A 19,222-nucleotide genomic window follows, 5' to 3' on the forward strand; every position below is an offset into this window, starting at 1 on the left:
TTCAACGACCTCCTGCAGGGGCAACCTGCGCACTGGCTTCAGGGGTGGGGTCAAGCGCGGGCAAAGGCTCGCCGCGATGGCTGCGGCTGATCAGGGCGATGGTCGCGCCGCACACCAGCACCGCGCCCACCGCCGCCAGCAGCGCCACCGGCCCGCCGTGCAGGGCGGTGACCACGTTCTGCTGGGCGGCCATGGCCACCACAACCGGGATGTACATGGCGCCCCAGAAGCCCACGCCAAACTCGCATTCCTTGCTCATGCCACCGTTGCGGTGCATATAAAGGCGTGCGCAGATCAGCAGGATCATGGCGATGCCAACCCCACCCACATTGGATTTGACGCCCAGCAGCACGCCCAGGAAGTCGCCGACGATAACGCCGGCCAGCGTGCAGACTGCCAGCAGTGCCACACCATAGATGATCATTGTTGTTGCCCTCAGATAGTGTCGAAGTTGCTTGTTGTTGTTCTTCGTAAACACACTTGCCCGGCTCACGCGGTCAATGTGGGAGCGCATCAGCCTGCCATCATCGGTTCTGGGCCACCTCCTGGCGCAGCAGCGCATCCAGGCTGTCCCAACGGGTACCCTCCACAGCCACCACCCTGCCCTGTTCGAATACCGGGCGGGCCAGCCCGCTGAGCACGCTACCGGGCGGTAGCTCAAGGTGCAGGCGTACGCCGCGCTCATAGGCGTTGCGCAACGTAGCACGCCAGTCGACCACCCGCGCCATGTTGCCGGCCAGGTCGTCGCGCAGGCGCTGTGGGTCGAATATCGGCCGTGCGCTGCTGCCACTTAGGTACGTGATACGTGGCCGTTGCAGCACGACCGTGGCGAAAGCACTAGCCAGTTCCGCCGCCGGGCCGGCCAGTAGCGGGCAATGCGACGGCACGCTGACTGCCAGGCGCCGGGCCGCACCTTGGCCAAGGCGACGCGCCCTGGCTGCGACCGCAGCCATCGCGGTATCGCTACCGGCGATAACGATCTGGTTTTCACTGTTGAGGTTGGCGACGTACACCTCTCCCGGCGCCTCGCTCAGCAGGCGCTCGACGCTGGCCAGGTCCAGGCCGCTGAGTGCAGTCATGCCATACCCCTGTGGGTAGGCGCGCTGCATCAGCTCGCCACGCAGGGCAACCAGGCGCACGGCGTCGGCAAACCCCAAGGCGCCCGCTACCACCGCAGCCGGATAGGCACCAATCGACAAGCCCGCCACGTAGTCCGGCGCAGGGCTGCGCTGCATCAGCCAGCGCGCCCAGGCCACACCGCTCAACAGCAGGCACAGCTGCACGGCACGGGTCGCTTGCAGTGCATGCTGGCTGTCCAGTGCCAGCGCCGGCTGACCAAGCACATCGCTGGCCTCTTCCAGCAACTGCCCCGAACCTTCAGGCAGGCGCTGCAACATGCCTACCTGCTGGGCGCCTTGACCGGGGAAGGCGAACAGGCTGCTCATGCCGCGCGCTCCTGCGCCGCCCACGGGTCGCCGACCAAGCGTGGCCCATGGTCCGACTTGAGCAGCACGCGGCGAGCGAAACCGGCCCACTCTCGCAGGGCGACAGCCCCCGCTGGGGTTTCCAGCTGCACGTCGATACGGCAAGGCGCGCAGTCGAGGATATCCAACAGCTCCCGCGCCTGGGCACGGGCCAGCGGTTGTGGCGTATGCAGCAGCAAGTCCAGGTCGCTGCCGGTATGGAGCACTTCGATACCGGTAGCGATCTGGTACCCCGCCCCGCCTGTTGGTCCCCAGGCCAGGCCACTGGCATTCAACACCGGGGCGACCGAGGCCAACGCCTGCAGCGCAGGCCACGGGCTTTGCCCAGGCCCGCGCAGCGCTTCGGGGCCTTGCTGGCGCTGAATGTCGACCAGACGCATCAACGCTGCAAAACGCTGTGTCCGGCCCTGACCACGCAGCCCGACCGCCACCCAGCCATGGTCACAAATGGCACGGCGTACCACCACCGGCTGAGCACCGGCCAGCACGTCCAGCGCCCACTGCGGCGCATCGGCAGGCAAGGCCGACACAGGCATCCCCCACAGCAGGTCGTGCGGCCTTGGCGCGTTCATCTCAGGCGCCCTGCCACTGACGACGCAGCTGTTCACGAACCTGGCGCGAGGCACTGCGGTTTTCGCCCGCCAGCCGTGACGTCAGGTCAGTCGAGTTGCCGATGTCATGCACCGCCTCAACCAGGCAAGTACGCACCCGAGCGAGGTCAGCGCTGCTCGGCGTCTCGGCGCTGTCTACCGCCAGGCGGCGCCACAGCAGGCCCAGCGAGGCGTAGCTGCCCAGGTCGTAGGCCATCGGCGGCACCTCGGCGGCCAAGGCTTCCAGTTGCTCGACGCTGCGCAAGGTGATGCGCGCCGCTGCCGCCTTGCCCATGGCGTGCACCATCACCCCGGCATCGTCCAGGGCAATCAGGCGCTGGGCTTGGTAGCCATGGGCCAGGAAGGCGCCTGACATGGCCTTGCCGACCAGCAGGCCGATCACCGGGTGCCCGGCCAGCCGCGCCTGGGCATAGGCCTGCACGGCACCGGCCAACGCCTGGTGGATACCCAGCGCTTCTTCGCGGCGGCCATAGGCCTGGCTGGGCACGTCGATCACCGCGACAATGGCGCGCTTCTGGCCGTTGCGATCAGCTTCCACCGCGTCGCTCACGGCCTTGGCCAAACCCCAGCCTTCCAGCAGGCCGACCTCGCCTGAGCGCGCGCGGGGGAACGGGTTGTCGGCATCCGGCACCACGGCGATGAAGCGTGCCAGGCGGTTGTCCAATTCGCCGTCGATCACCCGCAGCGAGGCAGGATAGCCTGGCAAGGCTTGCCCACCGGCCAGGCCCGGCAGCCAGTTCAAGGCACGGTTCATTGGGTTTCTCCTTGGTAAAGGGCGCGCACGGCGGCGGCATCCAGTTGCGGGCAGTCGTCGCCCAGCTGGGCCAGGTGTGCAAGGAACCAGGCGTGTTGGCTGGCGCGGTCTTTGGAAGGTTGGCCCAGCAGTTGCTGCAAGCGTTCGCGCAGGGCTTCGATGTCGTCGGCCACGTAGGCGTCCACCAGCCCGCTGGCATGGCGTTGCTCGCCACCGCTCAGGCTCCAGATGAAGGGGCGGTCCTTGGCGTCGTATTCGCCAATGCCCGCCTCTTGCTCGATGACCTGCGGGCCATTGAGGCCCAGGCGGGCTTCGCGGGTGACCAGCAAGTGGCTGCACAGGCCGGCGGCGATGGACATGCCGCCAAAGCAGCCGACCGAACCTGCGATCAGCCCGATCACCGGCTGCCAGGCGCGCAGCTCGACGATGGCAGCCTGGATTTCGGCAATCGCCGCCAGGCCCAGGTTGGCTTCCTGCAAGCGCACGCCGCCGGTTTCCAGCAGCAACACGGCGCAGGTGGGGATGCCGTTGCGGTTGTCTTCGATGGCCAGTTCCAAGGCTCCGGCAATCTTGGCGCCGCCCACCTCGCCCATGCTGCCGCCCTGGAACCCCCCTTCAATCGCAGCGACCACGGCATTGCGCCCGTTCAGCAGGCCCTTGGCGATAACCACGCCATCATCGGCCTGTGGCACGATGCCCTGGCGCGGCAACCACGGCGACATCAGGCGGTCGAACGGGCCCAGCAGTTCACGGAAGCTGCCAGGGTCGAGCACAACGCGGGCGCGCTGGCGGGCACCCAGTTCGACAAAGCTGCGGCTGCGCAGCAAGCGTGCGGTGTCAGTCATGGGCGATCTCCTCGAAGCCTTGCTCAAGGCGCAGGCGCACCACGCCTGGGGTGGCGCCGAAGTCATGGATGTCGATGTTCACGGCCGGCCAGGCGCGGCCCTCGAACAGGCGCTGGAACAGTTGCGCCCAGCGGGCTGCACTGCCGTTGACCGAGGTCACCACCTGGATCTGCAGGCTGCCGGCAGTGCCGGGTTCGATCAGCACTTCGAGGTCGCCGGAGCTGACGCAGCCCACCAACGTACGGCCACGCCCAGGTTCGGCGGCGGGAAAATTAAAGGTCAGGGTTTCCATGTCACAGGCTCCCGGCTTTGTCGAGGAACAGGCAGGCGGCAAGCAAGTCGGCGGCGCCGCCCGGTGAGGCATTCAGGTGCAGCAGTTGCTGGTCCAGCCGGCGCAGGTGCCGGCGCCCGGCCAGGGTGGCGCTGCCGCCTTCAGTGAGTACGGCACGCGCCCCGTGCTGCACGGCGGCCAACCCGGCTGGGCCGCTGCGCCACAGCACGCAGGTGTCGCTAAGCACGGCCATGATCGCCAGCAACGCGTCGAGCCGGGCATGCGGCTCGCCGGCCCCGGCAGCGCGGCTGCGCAGCAGTTGCGGCAAGCCATGGCCGATAACCGCGGGGAAGCCTTGCTGTGCCTGCTCGCGGGCGCCGCCGGTGCCGTAACGGTGGCGCACCTGCTGGCCGTGGCTGTTGTGGTGCGGCATGGCCGGGTCGTCGAACAGGGCGATACGCCCGGCGCGGGCGGCCAGGGTGGCGGCGTCGGCCTGAGGGGCAAGGGCCCTGGCGGCTACCAGCAAGCCCAACGCCCAGATCGCGCCACGGTGGGTGTTTACCCCTTGGGTGGCGGCCAGCATCGCGGTTTCTCCTTCGCGGCCGAGCTGGCCCAGCGTGGCGCGCAGGGGCTGGCCGATCGTACCGATGGACTGGGCGGCAGCTGCCATGTTGCGCAGGCATGGCCACAGGGCCAGTGCCGAGGCGTGCATCAAGGCCAGCGTCATGTCGTGGTGAGCGCCGTTGCTGCGGCGGTCGACCAGGCCGGGTTTGGGGGACAGGTCGGCTTCGTCGATCAGCGCTTCCACAGCCAGGTCGGCGAGGTGGTCTGGCAGTGGGATTGGCGTTGGCTGGGCTGGCCGCTTAACGGGCACACCCGCTCCCACAAGGACCGAAGTGGCTTCAAAATTCAGGTTTTGTGCCTTCATCACCAGCTCCTGAACCGTGCAGGCGGGTTGTAAAGGCCGCCGGACCATTCGACCAGGTCGGCGATGCTGCGCGCGGCCAGCAGCTCACGGCTGGCGTCGGTACGGCGGATGCCGAGATCTTCGGGCAAGGCGATCAGGCCCTGCTGGCGCATGCGCAGGGTGTCCTTCGGGTCGTGCCGCAGGCCGATGGCAGTAACCCCGGCCACGGCCGCGATCATCTGCTGGCGCTCTTCCAGGCTACGGGCCTTGTACAGGTAGGCAATGCCCTCCTCGGTCAGCAGGTGGGTGACGTCGTCGCCGTAGATCATCACTGGTGCCAGCGGCATACCGGCCTTTTTGGCCACCTCCACGGCATCGAGGGTTTCCACGAAGGTGGGCTTGCCGCCTTCCTGGTAGGTCTCGACCATCTGCACCACCAACTTGCGGCCACGCTCCAGCATTGTTTCCGGCACGGTCATGTCGAGCCAGGCCGGGGTCGCGTGGCGCCGGCCACGAGGGTCGTGGCCCATGTTCGGCGCACCGCCGAAGCCGGCCAGGCGGCCACGGGTCACGGTCGAGGAATGGCCATCACCATCCACCTGCAAGGTGGCGCCAATGAACAGATCGACCGCGTACTGCCCGGCCAGCTGGCACATCATGCGGTTGGAACGCAGCGAGCCATCGCGGCCCGTGAAGAACACATCCGGGCGCTGGGCAATGTAGTCCTCCATGCCCAGCTCGGTGCCGAAACAGTGCACGCTTTGCACCCAGCCGGTTTCGATGGCCGGGATCAGTGTCGGGTGCGGGTTGAGCGTCCAGTTGCGGCAGATCTTGCCCTTGAGGCCCAGAGACTCGCCGTAGGTCGGCAGGATCAGCTCGATGGCGGCAGTGTTGAAGCCAATGCCGTGGTTCAACGACTGCACCTGATGTTTCTCGTAGATGCCACGTATGGCCATCATCGCCATCAGCACATGCACCGGCTTGATATGGCGCGGGTCGCGGGTGAACAGCGGCTCGATATAGAAAGGCTGGTCGGCAACCACCACGAAATCGACCCACGACGCGGGGATATCGACCCGTGGCAGGTCATCCACGCGGTCCACCAGTTGGTTGACCTGGGCGATGACGATGCCATCGCTGAACGCGGCCGGCTCCACCAGGGCCGGTGTGTCTTCGGTGCTGGGGCCGGTGTACAGGTTGCCGTCGCGGTCGGCCATGAAGCCCGCTACCAGGGTAACGTTGGGGATCAGGTCGACCAGCAGCCGCGAGTAAAGCTCGATATAGGTGTGGATGGCACCGACTTCGAGCAGGCCATCTTCCAGCAACTGGCCAATGCGCAGGCTCTGCGGGCCAGCGAAAGAAAAGTCGAGCTTGCGCGCGATGCCGCGCTCGAACAGGTCCAGGTGCTCGGCGCGGCTGACACTGGGCATGATCATGTGCAGGTCGTGCAGGCGCCCGGGGTCGACCTTGGCCAGCGAACGGGAAAGGAAGTCGGCCTGCTTCTGGTTGTTGCCTTCCAGCACTACCCGGTCGCCGGGCGCCAGCAGCAACTCCAGGGCTTCGACGATGCGGTCGGTGGGCAGCACCACGCCATCGGCAAGGTGGCGGACCCGATCGAGGCGGCGCTGCTTTTCGGCGCGCCGTCGCGACCATTGCGGCGGTGGATTCTGAGTTATTGTCATGGTGACTCCACAGGTTCGCTGTCGTGGAGGCCACCTTAGGGTTGGGCCGCTTGGCGGATCAATCAAGCAACTGGCATGTTCGTTACGGTCAGGTTAATGAATCGCCCAGCCCGATGACTGGCTCACAGCAAAAATGCACGATGCCCCTGCATAATTGTCGATTGTGCAAGGCAAATTCGCATGACAGGATCCTCAGATCCTCCAGCGAACTCCAGACTTCACTTGGAAAATCAATAACAAAGCAGGGAGAACGCAATGACTGCGCACGCTAATGCCTCGGCAACCGACACTATCCTGGCCGAAGTCCGCAACCAGATCGGTCACCTGACCCTGAACCGCCCTGCCGGCCTCAATGCCCTGACCCTGGACATGGTACGCAGCCTGCGCCAGCACCTGGACCAGTGGGCCGAAGACCCGCATGTGCATGCCGTGGTGCTGCGCGGCGAAGGCCCCAAGGGGTTCTGTGCCGGTGGCGATATCCGCTCGCTGCACGACAGTTTCAAAGCCGGCGACACGCTGCATGAAACCTTCTTCGTCGAGGAATACGCCCTCGACCTGGTCATCCACCGCTACCGCAAGCCGATACTGGTATTGATGGACGGTTTCACCCTCGGTGGCGGCATGGGCCTGGCCCAGGGCTGCGACCTGCGCGTGGTGACCGAACGTAGCCGCCTGGGCATGCCCGAAGTCGGTATCGGCTACTTCCCTGATGTCGGCGGCAGCTATTTCCTGTCGCGCATCCCCGGCGAGCTGGGCATCTACCTGGGTGTCAGCGGCGCCCAGGTCCAGGCAGCCGACGCCCTGTACTGCGGCCTGGCCGACTGGTACCTGGCCAGCGACCAGCTCGCCGCCCTCGACCAGGGCCTGGACCAGCTGACGTTTGGCGACAACCCGCTCAAAGACCTGCAAAACCTGCTGGCCAAGCTCGGCACCCAGGTGCTGGGCGATGCACCACTGGAAAAACTGCGCCCGGTCATCGACCACTTCTTCGCCCTGCCCGACCTGCCTGCCATTGTCGAACAACTGCGCGCGGTGAGCATTGGCGACAGCCACGCCTGGGCGGTGGCCACCGCCGACCAGCTGGAAACCCGCTCCCCCCTGGCCATGGCGGTTACCCTGGAGATGCTGCGCCGGGGCCGCCAGTTGGGCCTTGACGACTGCTTTGCCATGGAGCTGCACCTGGACCGCCAGTGGTTCCAGCATGGCGACATCATAGAAGGCGTGCGTGCCCTGATCATCGACAAGGACAAGCAGCCCCGCTGGAACCCGCCGACCCTGGCCGCGCTGCAGCGCCAGCGGGTCGACCAATTCTTCGAAGGCCTGTGAGCCCGGGAGTACACAGATGCAAGACCTGGAACTGAGCGAAGAACAAGTCATGATCCGCGACATGGCCCGGGACTTTGCCCGTGGCGAAATCGCCCCGCATGCCCAGGCCTGGGAAAAGGCCGGCTGGATCGATGATGGCGTGGTGCGCAAAATGGGCGAACTGGGCCTGCTGGGCATGGTGGTGCCAGAGGACTTCGGCGGCAGTTACACCGACTACGTGGCCTACGCCCTGGCCGTGGAAGAGATCGCCGCCGGCTGCGGCGCCACCGGGGCAATGATGAGCATCCACAACTCGGTAGGCTGCGGCCCGCTGCTGGCCTATGGCACGGCTGAACAGCAACAGCAATGGCTGCCACGGCTGGCCAGCGGCGAGGTGATCGGTTGCTTCTGCCTGACCGAGCCGCAGGCCGGCTCCGAAGCGCACAACCTGCGCACCCGCGCCGAGCTGGTGGATGGCCAGTGGGTGATCAACGGCGCCAAGCAGTTCGTCAGCAACGCCCGCCGTGCCGGTTTGGCCATCGTTTTCGCAGTGACCGACCCGGAGCTGGGCAAGAAAGGCCTGTCGGCGTTTTTGGTGCCCACCGACAACCCTGGGTTCAAGGTTGACCGCAGCGAGCACAAGATGGGTATCCGCGCTTCCGACACCTGCGCGGTCACCTTCGACAACTGCCGCATCCCTGCCGCCAACCTGCTGGGTGAGCGTGGAAAGGGGCTGGCCATTGCCCTGTCCAACCTCGAAGGCGGCCGTATCGGCATTGCCGCCCAGGCCTTGGGCATTGCCCGCGCTGCATTCGAGGCCGCGCTGGTCTACTCACGTGACCGCGTGCAGTTCGGCAAGCCGATCAACGAACACCAGAGCATCGCCAACCTGCTGGCCGACATGCAGGTACAGGTGAACGCCGCACGTTTGCTGATCCTGCATGCCGCGCGCCTGCGCAGCGCCGGCAAGCCGTGCCTTTCGGAAGCGTCACAGGCCAAGCTGTTCGCTTCGGAAATGGCCGAGCGGGTGTGTTCGATGGCGATCCAGGTACATGGTGGCTATGGCTACCTGGAAGATTACCCGGTGGAGCGCTATTACCGGGATGCGCGGATTACCCAGATCTATGAAGGGTCGAGCGAGATCCAGCGCATGCTGATTGCGCGCGAGCTGAAGCACTATCCCCTGTAACACGGCGGCCTGTAGGAGCGGCCTTGTGTCGCGATTGGGCCGCAACGCGGCCCCACAATCTGCGTCACACGCCGAAATTGCTGGGGCCGCTTTGCGGCCCAATCGCGACGCAAGGCCGCTCCTACAAGAAAGCAGATCAGTATTTCAGCGCCAATACCTCGAATCATCCACCACCCTGGCATGCCCCTCGAACAACGCCGGCAGTTGCTCCTTGAGGTAGTCGATCCAGGTCCGCACCTTGGCATCCAGGTAATGCCGTGACGGGTACATCGCATACAGCGCACTTTCCCGCAGCCGGTACGGCGCCAGCAGCCGGCACAAACGCCCCTGCTCGATCGCCTGGCTGGCCGTATAGAACGGCAGCAAGCCAATCCCCATGCCCAACTCACTGGCCACCAGCATGGCGTCGGCCACGTTGGTGGAGAAGTTGTCGCTCGGTGTGATCACGCACTGGTCCACACCCTGGGGGAATACCCAGTCGCCTTCATACATCGGGTAAGCCATGCGTAGGCAGCGGTGCGCATGCAGGTCCTCGGGGCGCTCGGGCACGCCATGCCGGTTCAGGTAGCTGGGTGCCGCACAAGGGATACTGAAGATGTTGCCCAGCGGCACGGCTATCAACTGCGAATCCGGCAGCGCACCGTCCACGGTGATCACCACGTCATGCCCTTCGGCCAGCGGGTCTGGGTTGCGCTGGGACAGGGTCAATTCGATTACCACTTCCGGGCACAGCGCGTTGTAGCCGGCCACCAGCGGCATCAACAACAGGCCCAGGCCGTGCGGGCAATGCAGGCGCAGATGGCCACGCGGCGTGAGGTGCGCACCTCGGGCCTCGCCCACCGCTTCCTCGGTCAGCAGCATGATCTGCCGCGCACGCTCCAGAAACCGTTCGCCCGCCTCGCTCATGCGCAGGCGCCGGGTGGTGCGGTGCAACAGGCGGGTCTGCAGCTGGTTCTCAAGCTCCGCGACGATGCGCGAAACCTGTGCTGCGGAAATATCCAGGGCATTGGCGGCTGCAGCGAAACTGCCACATTCCACCACACGAGCGAAGGTACGCATGGCATGCAGCATGTCCATGAGGGTGTGCTCCTTGTTCAGTCTTATTCTTGCGTTACAGGCAGGAATCTATCACGAGTTAGCCCATTTATTGTGGATGACCAATGAATACATCATTAGTCATACATTGAAAAAGGAGCCTGCCATGAAACGTTCGATCGCTGTGTTTGCCGTTGCCGCTGCCCTGGCTTCGTTCGGTGCCTTCGCTGATACGGCCAGCAACCAGCCCGTGAGCAACACCTATGAATACGGCATGCCGCTGGACGTGGCCAAGGTCATCTCCATCACCCCGGCCAGCAACGCCGCCGACTGCCAGGTGGGCACCGCACACATGGTGTACGTCGACCACCAGGGCCAGAAGCGCGAAGTCGACTACCGGGAAATGGGCAACTGCTCGCAGCAGTGAATCAGGCCAGTAGCTGGGTGATCCAACCCACCTGCTGATTGAAGTCGTCGATTTTCGCCTGTGGCACCGCGTCACGGGCCCGCTGGAAATTGGCCAGGGTCTGCTGCTTCTGCCGCAGCATCCGCTGCCACTTGACCCGAAACGCTTCGCTTTTTTCCTGCATCAGTACCGGGCCGAAGTACAGCTGTTCTGCGCTATACACCACCCTGCCCGGCTCGGCGACGATGATTTCGTAGTCGAAGCGGTTTTCCCGCAGCAGCTCTTCGCAAACGATCTGGTAACCATTGCCCGCCAACCACTGGCGCAGCTCGCGCTCACCGCCATTGGGCTGCAGTACCAGGCGCGTGACGCCGCCCAGACACTGCTTGCCGGCCTCGAGAATCTCGCACATGGTGTCGCCGCCCATGCCGCAGATGCTCACCACCGAGATGCGGTCTTGCGGCTCGATCGCTGCCAGGCCATTGGCCAGGCGCACGGTTACCCGCTCCTGCAGGCCGTTTCTGCGCACATTGCGCTGGGCCGAAGCGAACGGCGTCTCGGCCACTTCACCCGCCACGGCGGCCTCGAGCACGCCACGCAGCATCAAGGCCACTGGCAGGTAGCCGTGGTCCGAGCCGATGTCGGCCAGGCGCGCGCCCTGCGGCACATGAGCGGCCACGCGCTCCAGGCGCCTGGACAAAGTCTGTTCGTTCAACGTAAACCCCTGGTTTTGCAATCGGCCGCGATTCTGACGGTGAACGCCGCGTATTTCAAACACCGGGGCACCCTCGACCGGGCTGGTGCGCTCGCGTAGGCTTGCCGTTTTCCTTCCGTAGCAAGGCAAAACACACCATGGCACATGCAGACATCATCTACACCCCGGACCCGGACGCCGAATCGATTTCGTCCGATGTCGCCGAGTACAACGGCGTGCTGGTCACCACGCAGATCCCGACCCACGCCGATGGCAGCCTGGAGCTGGGCGGCATCGCCGAGCAGAGCGAATGCACCCTGCAGGCGCTGAAAGTGGCGCTGGAGAAAGCCGGCAGCGGCATGGACCGCGTGCTGCACCTGACCATCTACCTCACCGACATGGCCGACCGCGCCGCGTTCAACGAGGTGTACCAGCGCTTCTTCAGCAAGCCCTGGCCGGTGCGTGCCGCCGTGGGTGTGGCCTCGCTGGCATTCGAAGGCATGCGCGTCGAAGTGACCGCAATGGCCGCCAAGCGCTGATCGGCGCTTGTGGGAGCGGTCCTCGCTCCCACCTTACCCTGCACCTCCCGGCACCCCGATGATGCCGCCAACCCGTTTCACCGCTACAATGCCCGCCTAAACCGTGACAGCCCGAAAATATAACGACATGTCTCTTCCAAAGAATCACCTGGAACTGCTCAGCCCTGCCCGTGACGTGGCCATCGCCCGTGAAGCGATCCTGCACGGCGCTGACGCCATCTATATCGGCGGCCCAAGCTTCGGCGCGCGCCATAACGCCTGCAACGACGTCAGCGATATTGCCGAACTGGTCGAGTTCGCCCGTCGCTACCATGCACGGGTGTTCACCACGATCAACACCATCCTCCACGACAACGAGCTGGAACCAGCGCGCAAGCTGATCCATCAGCTGTACGACGCCGGCGTCGACGCACTGATCGTGCAGGATCTGGGGGTGATGGAGCTGGACATTCCGCCCATCGAGCTGCACGCCAGTACCCAGACCGACATCCGTACCCTGGAACGGGCCAAGTTCCTCGACCAGGCCGGTTTCTCGCAGCTGGTACTGGCCCGTGAGCTGAACCTGCAGCAGATCCGCGCCATCGCCGCTGAAACCGATGCCGCCATCGAGTTCTTCATCCACGGCGCGCTGTGCGTAGCGTTTTCCGGCCAATGCAACATTTCCCATGCGCAGACCGGCCGCAGTGCCAACCGTGGCGACTGCTCGCAAGCCTGCCGCCTGCCCTACACCCTTAAAGATGACCAGGGCCGCGTGGTGGCGTTCGAGAAGCACCTGCTGTCGATGAAGGACAACAACCAGACCGCCAACCTGGCCGACCTGGTGGATGCCGGCGTGCGTTCGTTCAAGATCGAGGGCCGCTACAAGGACATGGGCTATGTGAAGAACATCACCGCCCACTACCGCAAAGAGCTCGACGCCATTCTTGAAGGCCGCCCGGAATACGCCCGTGCGTCCAGCGGCCGGACCCAGCACTTCTTCCTGCCCGACCCTGACAAAACGTTCCACCGTGGCAGCACCGACTACTTCGTCACCGACCGCAAGGTCGATATCGGCGCCTTCGACTCGCCAACCTTCACCGGCCTGCCGGTGGGTGTGGTGGAAAAGGTCGGCAAGCGTGACATGCAAGTGGTCACCGACGTACCGCTGACCAACGGCGACGGCCTCAATGTGCTGGTCAAACGCGAAGTGGTGGGCTTTCGCGCCAACATCGCCGAACCCCGTGGCGAGTTCGAGGAAGACGGCAGCAAGCGCTACCGCTACCGCGTCGAACCCAACGAAATGCCCGAAGGCCTGTACAAGCTGCGGCCCAACCACCCGCTGTCGCGCAACCTCGACCACAACTGGCAGCAAGCCCTGCAACGCACCTCCTCCGAGCGCCGGGTCGGTGTGGAATGGCACGCAGTACTGCGCGAGCAGCGCCTGATGCTTACCCTTGGCAGTGAAGAAGGTGTGAGCGTGCAGGTAGCCCTGGACGGCCCGTTCGGCGCAGCCAACAAGCCGCAGCAGGCGCTGGAACAACTGCACGACCTGCTCGGCCAACTGGGTACCACGATGTACCATGCCGACAGCATCCAGCTGGATGCCCCGCAGGCGTACTTCATCCCCAACTCACAGCTCAAGGCTCTGCGCCGCGAAGCCATCGAGGCACTGACCGAAGCACGCGTGCAGGCGCACCCGCGCGGCGGGCGCAAGGCCGAGACCACGCCGCCGCCGGTATACCCCGAGTCGCACCTGTCGTTCCTGGCCAACGTGTACAACCAGAAGGCGCGCGATTTCTACCACCGCCACGGCGTGCAACTGATCGACGCGGCCTACGAGGCCCATGAAGAACACGGCGAAGTACCGGTGATGATCACCAAGCACTGCCTGCGCTTCTCCTTCAATTTGTGCCCCAAGCAGGCCAAAGGCGTAACCGGTGTGCGCACCAAGGTGGCACCGATGCAGCTGATTCAGGGTGACGAAGTGCTGACCCTGAAGTTCGACTGCAAGCCGTGCGAGATGCATGTGATCGGCAAGATGAAAAACCACATCATCGACCTGCCGACCCCAGGTAGCGCGGTGGCGCAGGTGGTGGGGCATATCAGCCCGGAAGACCTGTTGAAGACGATTCCGCGCGGGGCGCATTGATCGTTAGCCGGTAACGGCCCTTTCGCCGCACAAAGCTGCTCCTGCACCCTGTGGGAGTAGCCCTGTACGGGGGGGCGGCCAGCCAAGACACAAAATAGTCTCATATGAGACCTTAAAGCTTGATCCATGCCTCATTTTCTGCACAATAATTGCCCTGCGACCCCACGCGAGGCATGCCGATGACCCCCACTCCCCACGATGAACGCCTGCTCAAGGCCCTGGCCCACGCCATCGTGGTCCACCCGCGCGCCACGCTCAAGGAACTGGCCGAGACCGCCGGCGTCAGCAAAGCTACCCTGCACCGCTTCTGCGGCACCCGCGACAACCTGGTGGCCATGCTCGAAAACCACGGCGAGCAAGTGCTCAACCAGGTGATTGCAAATGCCGCCTTGCACACCGCGGCCCCCTTGGAAGCGGTGCGTCACCTGATTGCCGAACACCTCAAGCACCGCGAAATGCTGGTGTTTCTGATGTTTCAGTACCGCCCCGATACATTGCTCGGCGACAGTGAAGACCGCCGCTGGTTGACCTATACCCGGGCGATGGATGCGTTTTTCCTGCGTGCGCAACAGATGGGCGTGTTGCGCATCGACATCAGCGCAGCGGTGTTTACCGAAGTGTTCATCACCCAGATCTACGCCATGGTCGACGCCGAGCGGCGCGGGCGCGCAGCCAGTGCCAATTCGGCGCAGGCCTTGGAGCAATTGTTCCTGCAGGGGGCGCTGGCCAGGGGTTGAGGCCATTGGCCTACGCGCAAAAAAAAGGCCCCTGGGCACAAGTCCCAAGGGCCAAAGCGGTTGGATCATCCAACCAAAGGAGCCTTTTTCAGCCGCGTGCCGGCCAGCCGCCGCCCAAGGCGCGGAACAGGTCCACCAGCGCAAGCTGCCGTTGTGTACTCGCCTCGATGTACGCCGCTTCATTCACAAAATCGCTACGCTGCGCATCCAGGTAACGCAGGTGGCTGTCGATCCCACCCTCATAGCGCGCCTTGGCCAGGGTCAAGGTGGCGCGGCTGGTATCGGCCAGGGCCCGCCGCGCGACTTCCTCACGGCGCAGGGTATCGGTGGCCGCCAGGGCATCCGCTACTTCGCGGAACGCCTGCTGGATCGCCCCTTCATAAGCTGCCACCGCCGAATCCTTGCGCGCCTCGGCCAGGCTCAGCCCAGCCTGATTGCGCCCAGCATCGAATATGGGCAGCGACACCTGGGGCATGAAGCTCCAGCTACGCGAACCGCCCTCGAACAAACCAGACACCTGCGTACTCGACGTACCCAAGCTGCCGGTCAGGCTGATACGCGGGAAGAACGCCGCCCGCGCCGCGCCGATATCGGCATTGCGCGCCCGCAAGCGGTGCTCGGCAGCAAGGATGTCCGGGCGCCGTTCAAGCAGCGCCGACGGGGCACCGGGGGTAATGTCCTGCAGCACGCTGGGTTCTGCCTGGCGTTCGACCGGTAGAGCCTGGGTCGCCTCACTATTGCCTACCAGCAACACCAAGGCGTTGTAGGCCTGCTGGCGCTGGCGCAGGTTGCTTTCTTGCTCGGCGCGCGCTTGCTCGACCAGGCCGAGCGCTTCCTGGTGGTCCAGCGCCGTGGCGGTCCCGGCGGCGCGGCGTTGGTCGATCAGCGCCAGCGAGCGCTCGCGGCTGGCCAGGGTCTGCCGGATCAACGCCAGGCGCCGCTCGCTACCGTCCAGGGTCAGGTAGGCCTGGCTCACCTCGGCGATCAAGGCGATGCGCGCCGCACGGCCAGCCTCCTCCGTGGCCAAGTATTGCTCCAGCGCTGCATCGCTCAGGCTTTTCACCCGACCGAACAGGTCGACCTCGTACTCAGGCAACGAAAGGCCAACCTGATAGGTGCTGGCGACGCCCTCGCGGCCATCACTGGACAGCCCGGCAGGCTGGTGCTGTCGATTACCGGAAGCACCAGCGCTCAGCCCCGGCACACGGTCCGCGCGCTGGATGCGGAACTGCGCCCGTGCCTGGTCGATGTCCAGCAGCGTCTGGCGCAGCGAGCGGTTGTCGTCCAGCGCCGTGTTCACCAACTGGCGCAACGTCGGGTCGACGATAAAGGCTTGCCAGCCCAGCTTGTCCACCTGCTGCCCTGTGTGGTTGGTGGCGTCGCTCCACTGGTTCGCCACCGGCGCCTCGGGGCGCTGGTAGGTCGGTGCCAGGGAGCAGCCGCTGGCCAGCAAAGCCATGGCAATCGGCACGAACAGATTACGCATGGCCATCACTCCAGCACCTCGGCAGGTTGGGCCTGCGGCGCTGGCTTGCGCTTGAGCAGCGACAGCACCCAGACAAAACAGATCGGCACGAACAGCACGCCCAGCAACGTGGCGCTGAGCATGCCGCCGATCACCCCGGTACCAATCGCCCGCTGGCTGGCAGCACCGGCACCGCTGGCGATCGCCAGGGGTACCACGCCGAGGATGAACGCCATCGAAGTCATCACGATCGGCCGAAAGCGCAGGCGCGCGGCTTCGATCGCAGCGTCACGCAGGCTATAGCCTTTCTCCCACAGCTCCTTGGCGAACTCGACGATGAGGATGGCGTTCTTCGCCGCCAAGCCGATGATGGTGATCAGGCCAACCTTGAAGTACACATCGTTGGGCATGCCGGTGACCATCACCGCCAGCACCGCGCCCAACGCACCGATCGGCACGATGAGCATCACCGTCAGCGGGATCGCCCAGCTTTCGTACAACGCCACCAGCAGCAGGAACACCACCAGGATGGCCAGGGCGAACAGGCTGCTGGCCTGGCCGCTGGAGACCTTCTCCTGGTAAGAAAGCCCCGTCCAGGCGTAGCCGATCCCCGGCGGCAGTTCACTGACCAGGCGCTCCATTTCGGCCATCGCCTGGCCGGTGCTGTAGCCCGGCGCGGCATCACCGGAAATGCGGATCGACGGGTAGCCGTTGTAACGCACGATCTGTACCGGCCCTTCTTCCCAACGGGTGGTGACGAAGCTGCTGAACGGCACCTGCTGGCCATCGACGTTCGGCGCGTACAGGCGCAGCACGCTTTCCGGGGTCATGCGCTCGCCCTGCTCTGCCTGCACCACCACCCGTTGTTGCCGGCCAGCGTTGGTGAAGTCGTTGATCACTGCCGAGCCAAAGGCGGTGGCCAGGGTGCTGTTGATGGTTTCGAAGGGCACGCCAAGGGCACGGGCCTTTTCCCGATCGATGTCGACCCGCAACTGCGGCGCTTCTGCCAACCCTTCCATCATCGCGTAAAGGATGACTGGGTTGCCGTTGGCCTCGCCCAGGATCTTGTCGCGTGCCGCCAGCAAGGCCTCACGGCCCAGGCCGCCACGGTCGAGCAGGCGCAGGGCGAAGCCACCGGCGTTGCCCAGGCCATCGATCGGCGGCGGGTTGACCGCCATGATCGTGCCATCGCCATGGCTGGCAAATTGCGCATTGATCGCCTGAGTTTCGGCATCCACCGATTGCTCGGCGCTACGTACCGACCAGTCTTTGTAGGTAGGGAATGCCAACGCGGCGTTCTCGCCCATGCCCGAGAAGCTGAAGCCGCTGACCAGGAATGCCGAGGCCAGCGCCTCGCGGGACATCAGGAACTGCTCCAGGGCCTGCCCGGTGGCGTCGGTACGCACGCGGCTGGCGCCCGGCGGCAGCTGCACGTCAACGATCGCATAGCCCTGGTCTTCCACCGGTACGAAGGATTCCGGCAGGCGCAGGTAGAAATAGCCGAGCATCGCCAGAATACCGGCATACAGCAGCATGTAGCGGCCGGCACGGCGCACCAGGGCGTTGTTCATCACCGAGTAGCGCTCGGTCAGCCGCGCAAAGCCACGGTTGAAAGCGCCGAAGAAGCCGCGCTTTTCATGGTGCCCAGGGGCCACCGGCTTGAGCATCGTGGCGCACAGGGCCGGGGTAAAGGTAAGCGCGAGGAAGCCCGAGAACAGGATCGACACCGCCAGCGACAGCGAAAACTGCTGGTAGATCACCCCCACCGAACCCGACATGAACGCCAGTGGCATGAATACGGCCGACAGTACCAGGGTGATGCCGATGATCGCGCCGGACACCTGGCCCATTGCCTTGATGGTGGCGTCGACAGGCGACAGCCCTTCCTCGGCCATGATCCGCTCGACGTTTTCCACCACCACGATGGCGTCGTCGACCAGGATGCCGATCGCCAGCACCATGCCGAACATGGTCATCATGTTCACCGAGAAGCCCAGCAGCTTCATCACCATCAACGTGCCCAGCAGGCACACCGGTACCACGATCGACGGGATCAGCGTGTAGCGGATGTTCTGCAGGAACAGGAACATCACCAGGAATACCAGCACCATGGCTTCGAGCAGGGTGTGAATGACCTTTTCGATGGCCACGTCGACAAAACGCGAGGTGTCATAGGGCACCGAGTACTCGACGCCCTCGGGGAAGAACGCGCTCAGCTCGGCCAGGCGCTCCTTGACCAGATCGGCAGTTTTCAGCGCATTGGCGCCCGGCGCCAGCTGCACCGCACCGGCCACCGCAGGTTTGCCATTCAGGCGCGAAGAAAAGTTGTAGCTTTCCATGCCCACTTCCAGGCGGGCGACATCGGCCAGGCGCACCAGCGAACCGTCCGGGTTGGCGCGCAGTACCACTCGGCCGAACGCCTGAGGGTCGTCCAGGGTGCCTTGCACCGCCAGGGTGGCAGTCAGCTCCTGCTGGCTGCTGCCCGGCGCGCTGCCGAAGCTGCCGGCCGGCACCTGCACGTTCTGACCACGGATGGCATTGCTCACGTCATCGATCGACAGCCCATAGCCCACCAGTTTCTGTGGGTCGACCCACACGCGCATGGCGGCTTCCGACGAGAAGAACTGCAACTTGCCCACGCCCGGGACCCGGCGCAGCTCATTGTTGATGTTGCGCGCGGCGTAGTCGCCCAGCGCCGTGGTATCGGCCTGGCCTGCGCCCTCCTTGTAGCTGAGGGCGTAGATCAGCAGGAAGCCGGCACTGGTCTGCTCGACCTGGATGCCTTGGGTGATCACCGCCTGCGGCATGCGTGCTTCGGCCTTTTTCAGGCGGTTCTGCACATCGACCTGGGCCAGTTCCGGGTCGGTACCCGGCTCGAAGGTGACCACCACTTCGGCCATGCCGTTGGAGTTGTTGGTCGACTCGAAATACAGCAGGTTCTTGGCGCCGTTGAGCGACTCTTCGATGATGCTGGTAACCGAGTCCACCAGCACCTTGGCCGAAGCCCCTGGGTAGGTAGCGGTGATGGTGATTTGTGGTGGCGCTACGTTAGGGTACTGGGCCACCGGCAGCGTAGGTATGACCAGCAACCCCGCCAGGGAAATGAACAGCGCCACGACCCAGGCGAAGTTCGGCCGTTTGATGAAGAACTTGGACATCTCGTTACCCTC

General features: G+C 64.8%; 18 protein-coding genes. 6 read left to right on the top strand and 12 right to left on the bottom strand.

What is annotated here, in order from left to right; genetic code table 11:
- Window position 1: 1 nt before the first annotated feature.
- From madL to mdcA, 8 genes are all read right to left on the bottom strand, one after another.
- On the bottom strand, window positions 2-424 hold the full coding sequence (gene madL / locus DM807_RS09205; protein ID WP_012272087.1) for a malonate transporter subunit MadL: 423 nt from the start codon (window positions 422-424) through the stop codon (window positions 2-4).
- Between the two features lie 100 nt (window positions 425-524).
- The gene (mdcH, locus tag DM807_RS09210) at window positions 525-1,445 is read right to left on the bottom strand and encodes a malonate decarboxylase subunit epsilon (protein WP_060494032.1); all 921 of its coding nucleotides are present in this window, start codon (window positions 1,443-1,445) and stop codon (window positions 525-527) included.
- The gene (locus DM807_RS09215; RefSeq protein WP_012272085.1) at window positions 1,442-2,056 is read right to left on the bottom strand and encodes a malonate decarboxylase holo-ACP synthase; all 615 of its coding nucleotides are present in this window, start codon (window positions 2,054-2,056) and stop codon (window positions 1,442-1,444) included. Before DM807_RS09215 ends, mdcH begins: the two co-directional genes overlap by 4 nt.
- Window position 2,057: 1 nt before the next feature.
- On the bottom strand, window positions 2,058-2,849 hold the full coding sequence (gene mdcE / locus DM807_RS09220; RefSeq protein WP_179027297.1) for a biotin-independent malonate decarboxylase subunit gamma: 792 nt from the start codon (window positions 2,847-2,849) through the stop codon (window positions 2,058-2,060).
- A complete protein-coding gene (locus tag DM807_RS09225) occupies window positions 2,846-3,694 on the bottom strand; it encodes a biotin-independent malonate decarboxylase subunit beta (protein ID WP_060514171.1) in 849 nt (282 codons plus the stop codon). The genes mdcE and DM807_RS09225 overlap by 4 nt, the downstream gene beginning before the upstream one ends.
- Window positions 3,687-3,986: a malonate decarboxylase subunit delta gene (locus DM807_RS09230; RefSeq protein ID WP_012272082.1), complete on the bottom strand. Its 300-nt coding sequence runs from the start codon at window positions 3,984-3,986 to the stop codon at window positions 3,687-3,689. Before DM807_RS09230 ends, DM807_RS09225 begins: the two co-directional genes overlap by 8 nt.
- 1 nt (window position 3,987) lies before the next feature.
- Window positions 3,988-4,893, bottom strand: a complete 906-nt coding sequence (locus DM807_RS09235; RefSeq protein WP_060514172.1) for a triphosphoribosyl-dephospho-CoA synthase — start codon at window positions 4,891-4,893, stop codon at window positions 3,988-3,990.
- On the bottom strand, window positions 4,893-6,554 hold the full coding sequence (mdcA, locus tag DM807_RS09240; protein ID WP_012272080.1) for a malonate decarboxylase subunit alpha: 1,662 nt from the start codon (window positions 6,552-6,554) through the stop codon (window positions 4,893-4,895). Before mdcA ends, DM807_RS09235 begins: the two co-directional genes overlap by 1 nt.
- Before the next feature lie 255 nt (window positions 6,555-6,809).
- On the opposite strand from mdcA, the gene DM807_RS09245 reads away from it, so the two are divergent.
- Both DM807_RS09245 and DM807_RS09250 read left to right on the top strand, forming a co-directional pair.
- On the top strand, window positions 6,810-7,880 hold the full coding sequence (locus tag DM807_RS09245) for an enoyl-CoA hydratase/isomerase family protein (protein WP_179027298.1): 1,071 nt from the start codon (window positions 6,810-6,812) through the stop codon (window positions 7,878-7,880).
- Window positions 7,881-7,896: 16 nt separating this feature from the next.
- Complete coding sequence (locus DM807_RS09250) at window positions 7,897-9,048, top strand: acyl-CoA dehydrogenase family protein (protein WP_012272078.1); 1,152 nt, start codon at window positions 7,897-7,899, stop codon at window positions 9,046-9,048.
- A gap of 144 nt (window positions 9,049-9,192) precedes the next feature.
- Here the strand turns inward: DM807_RS09250 and DM807_RS09255 are convergent, their stop codons facing one another.
- Window positions 9,193-10,125 (bottom strand): LysR family transcriptional regulator, encoded by a 933-nt coding sequence (locus DM807_RS09255; RefSeq protein ID WP_179027299.1) that lies wholly within the window; start codon window positions 10,123-10,125, stop codon window positions 9,193-9,195.
- Window positions 10,126-10,249: 124 nt separating this feature from the next.
- Between DM807_RS09255 and DM807_RS09260 the strand changes: the two genes are divergently transcribed.
- Complete coding sequence (locus tag DM807_RS09260; RefSeq protein WP_012272076.1) at window positions 10,250-10,510, top strand: DUF2790 domain-containing protein; 261 nt, start codon at window positions 10,250-10,252, stop codon at window positions 10,508-10,510.
- 1 nt (window position 10,511) lies between these two features.
- On the opposite strand, the gene DM807_RS09265 is transcribed toward DM807_RS09260, so the two are convergent.
- Window positions 10,512-11,204 (bottom strand): tRNA (adenine(22)-N(1))-methyltransferase, encoded by a 693-nt coding sequence (locus DM807_RS09265; protein WP_041166481.1) that lies wholly within the window; start codon window positions 11,202-11,204, stop codon window positions 10,512-10,514.
- A 137-nt stretch (window positions 11,205-11,341) separates the two neighbouring features.
- Here DM807_RS09265 and DM807_RS09270 point away from each other — a divergent pair, with 137 nt between their 5' ends.
- The 3 genes from DM807_RS09270 (at window position 11,342) to DM807_RS09280 (ending at window position 14,587) form a co-directional block, all read left to right on the top strand.
- Complete coding sequence (locus tag DM807_RS09270; RefSeq protein ID WP_179027300.1) at window positions 11,342-11,722, top strand: RidA family protein; 381 nt, start codon at window positions 11,342-11,344, stop codon at window positions 11,720-11,722.
- A 127-nt stretch (window positions 11,723-11,849) separates the two neighbouring features.
- Entirely contained in the window at window positions 11,850-13,850 is a 2,001-nt protein-coding gene (locus DM807_RS09275; RefSeq protein WP_060494046.1) for a peptidase U32 family protein, read from the top strand.
- Window positions 13,851-14,029: 179 nt separating this feature from the next.
- Complete coding sequence (locus DM807_RS09280) at window positions 14,030-14,587, top strand: TetR/AcrR family transcriptional regulator (protein ID WP_012272073.1); 558 nt, start codon at window positions 14,030-14,032, stop codon at window positions 14,585-14,587.
- Window positions 14,588-14,675: 88 nt separating this feature from the next.
- Here the strand turns inward: DM807_RS09280 and DM807_RS09285 are convergent, their stop codons facing one another.
- Complete coding sequence (locus tag DM807_RS09285) at window positions 14,676-16,079, bottom strand: efflux transporter outer membrane subunit (protein ID WP_176729476.1); 1,404 nt, start codon at window positions 16,077-16,079, stop codon at window positions 14,676-14,678.
- The gene (locus tag DM807_RS09290; RefSeq protein WP_060494047.1) at window positions 16,079-19,210 is read right to left on the bottom strand and encodes an efflux RND transporter permease subunit; all 3,132 of its coding nucleotides are present in this window, start codon (window positions 19,208-19,210) and stop codon (window positions 16,079-16,081) included. The genes DM807_RS09285 and DM807_RS09290 overlap by 1 nt, the downstream gene beginning before the upstream one ends.
- Between the last annotated feature and the right edge of the window lie 12 nt (window positions 19,211-19,222).

Source organism: Pseudomonas hunanensis, from assembly GCF_013393325.1.
Lineage (GTDB): Bacteria > Pseudomonadota > Gammaproteobacteria > Pseudomonadales > Pseudomonadaceae > Aquipseudomonas > Aquipseudomonas putida_P.

Coding starts and splice junctions, on each gene's coding strand:
- DM807_RS09225 (WP_060514171.1), bottom strand. CDS start 3,694: ATGACTGACACCGCACGCTTGCTGCGCAGCCGCAGCTTTGTCGAACTG.
- mdcA (WP_012272080.1), bottom strand. CDS start 6,554: ATGACAATAACTCAGAATCCACCGCCGCAATGGTCGCGACGGCGCGCC.
- DM807_RS09260 (WP_012272076.1), top strand. CDS start 10,250: ATGAAACGTTCGATCGCTGTGTTTGCCGTTGCCGCTGCCCTGGCTTCG.
- DM807_RS09255 (WP_179027299.1), bottom strand. CDS start 10,125: ATGGACATGCTGCATGCCATGCGTACCTTCGCTCGTGTGGTGGAATGT.
- DM807_RS09280 (WP_012272073.1), top strand. CDS start 14,030: ATGACCCCCACTCCCCACGATGAACGCCTGCTCAAGGCCCTGGCCCAC.
- DM807_RS09215 (WP_012272085.1), bottom strand. CDS start 2,056: ATGAACGCGCCAAGGCCGCACGACCTGCTGTGGGGGATGCCTGTGTCG.
- mdcE (WP_179027297.1), bottom strand. CDS start 2,849: ATGAACCGTGCCTTGAACTGGCTGCCGGGCCTGGCCGGTGGGCAAGCC.
- DM807_RS09250 (WP_012272078.1), top strand. CDS start 7,897: ATGCAAGACCTGGAACTGAGCGAAGAACAAGTCATGATCCGCGACATG.
- DM807_RS09270 (WP_179027300.1), top strand. CDS start 11,342: ATGGCACATGCAGACATCATCTACACCCCGGACCCGGACGCCGAATCG.
- madL (WP_012272087.1), bottom strand. CDS start 424: ATGATCATCTATGGTGTGGCACTGCTGGCAGTCTGCACGCTGGCCGGC.
- DM807_RS09235 (WP_060514172.1), bottom strand. CDS start 4,893: ATGAAGGCACAAAACCTGAATTTTGAAGCCACTTCGGTCCTTGTGGGA.
- mdcH (WP_060494032.1), bottom strand. CDS start 1,445: ATGAGCAGCCTGTTCGCCTTCCCCGGTCAAGGCGCCCAGCAGGTAGGC.
- DM807_RS09285 (WP_176729476.1), bottom strand. CDS start 16,079: ATGGCCATGCGTAATCTGTTCGTGCCGATTGCCATGGCTTTGCTGGCC.
- DM807_RS09275 (WP_060494046.1), top strand. CDS start 11,850: ATGTCTCTTCCAAAGAATCACCTGGAACTGCTCAGCCCTGCCCGTGAC.
- DM807_RS09290 (WP_060494047.1), bottom strand. CDS start 19,210: ATGTCCAAGTTCTTCATCAAACGGCCGAACTTCGCCTGGGTCGTGGCG.
- DM807_RS09230 (WP_012272082.1), bottom strand. CDS start 3,986: ATGGAAACCCTGACCTTTAATTTTCCCGCCGCCGAACCTGGGCGTGGC.
- DM807_RS09245 (WP_179027298.1), top strand. CDS start 6,810: ATGACTGCGCACGCTAATGCCTCGGCAACCGACACTATCCTGGCCGAA.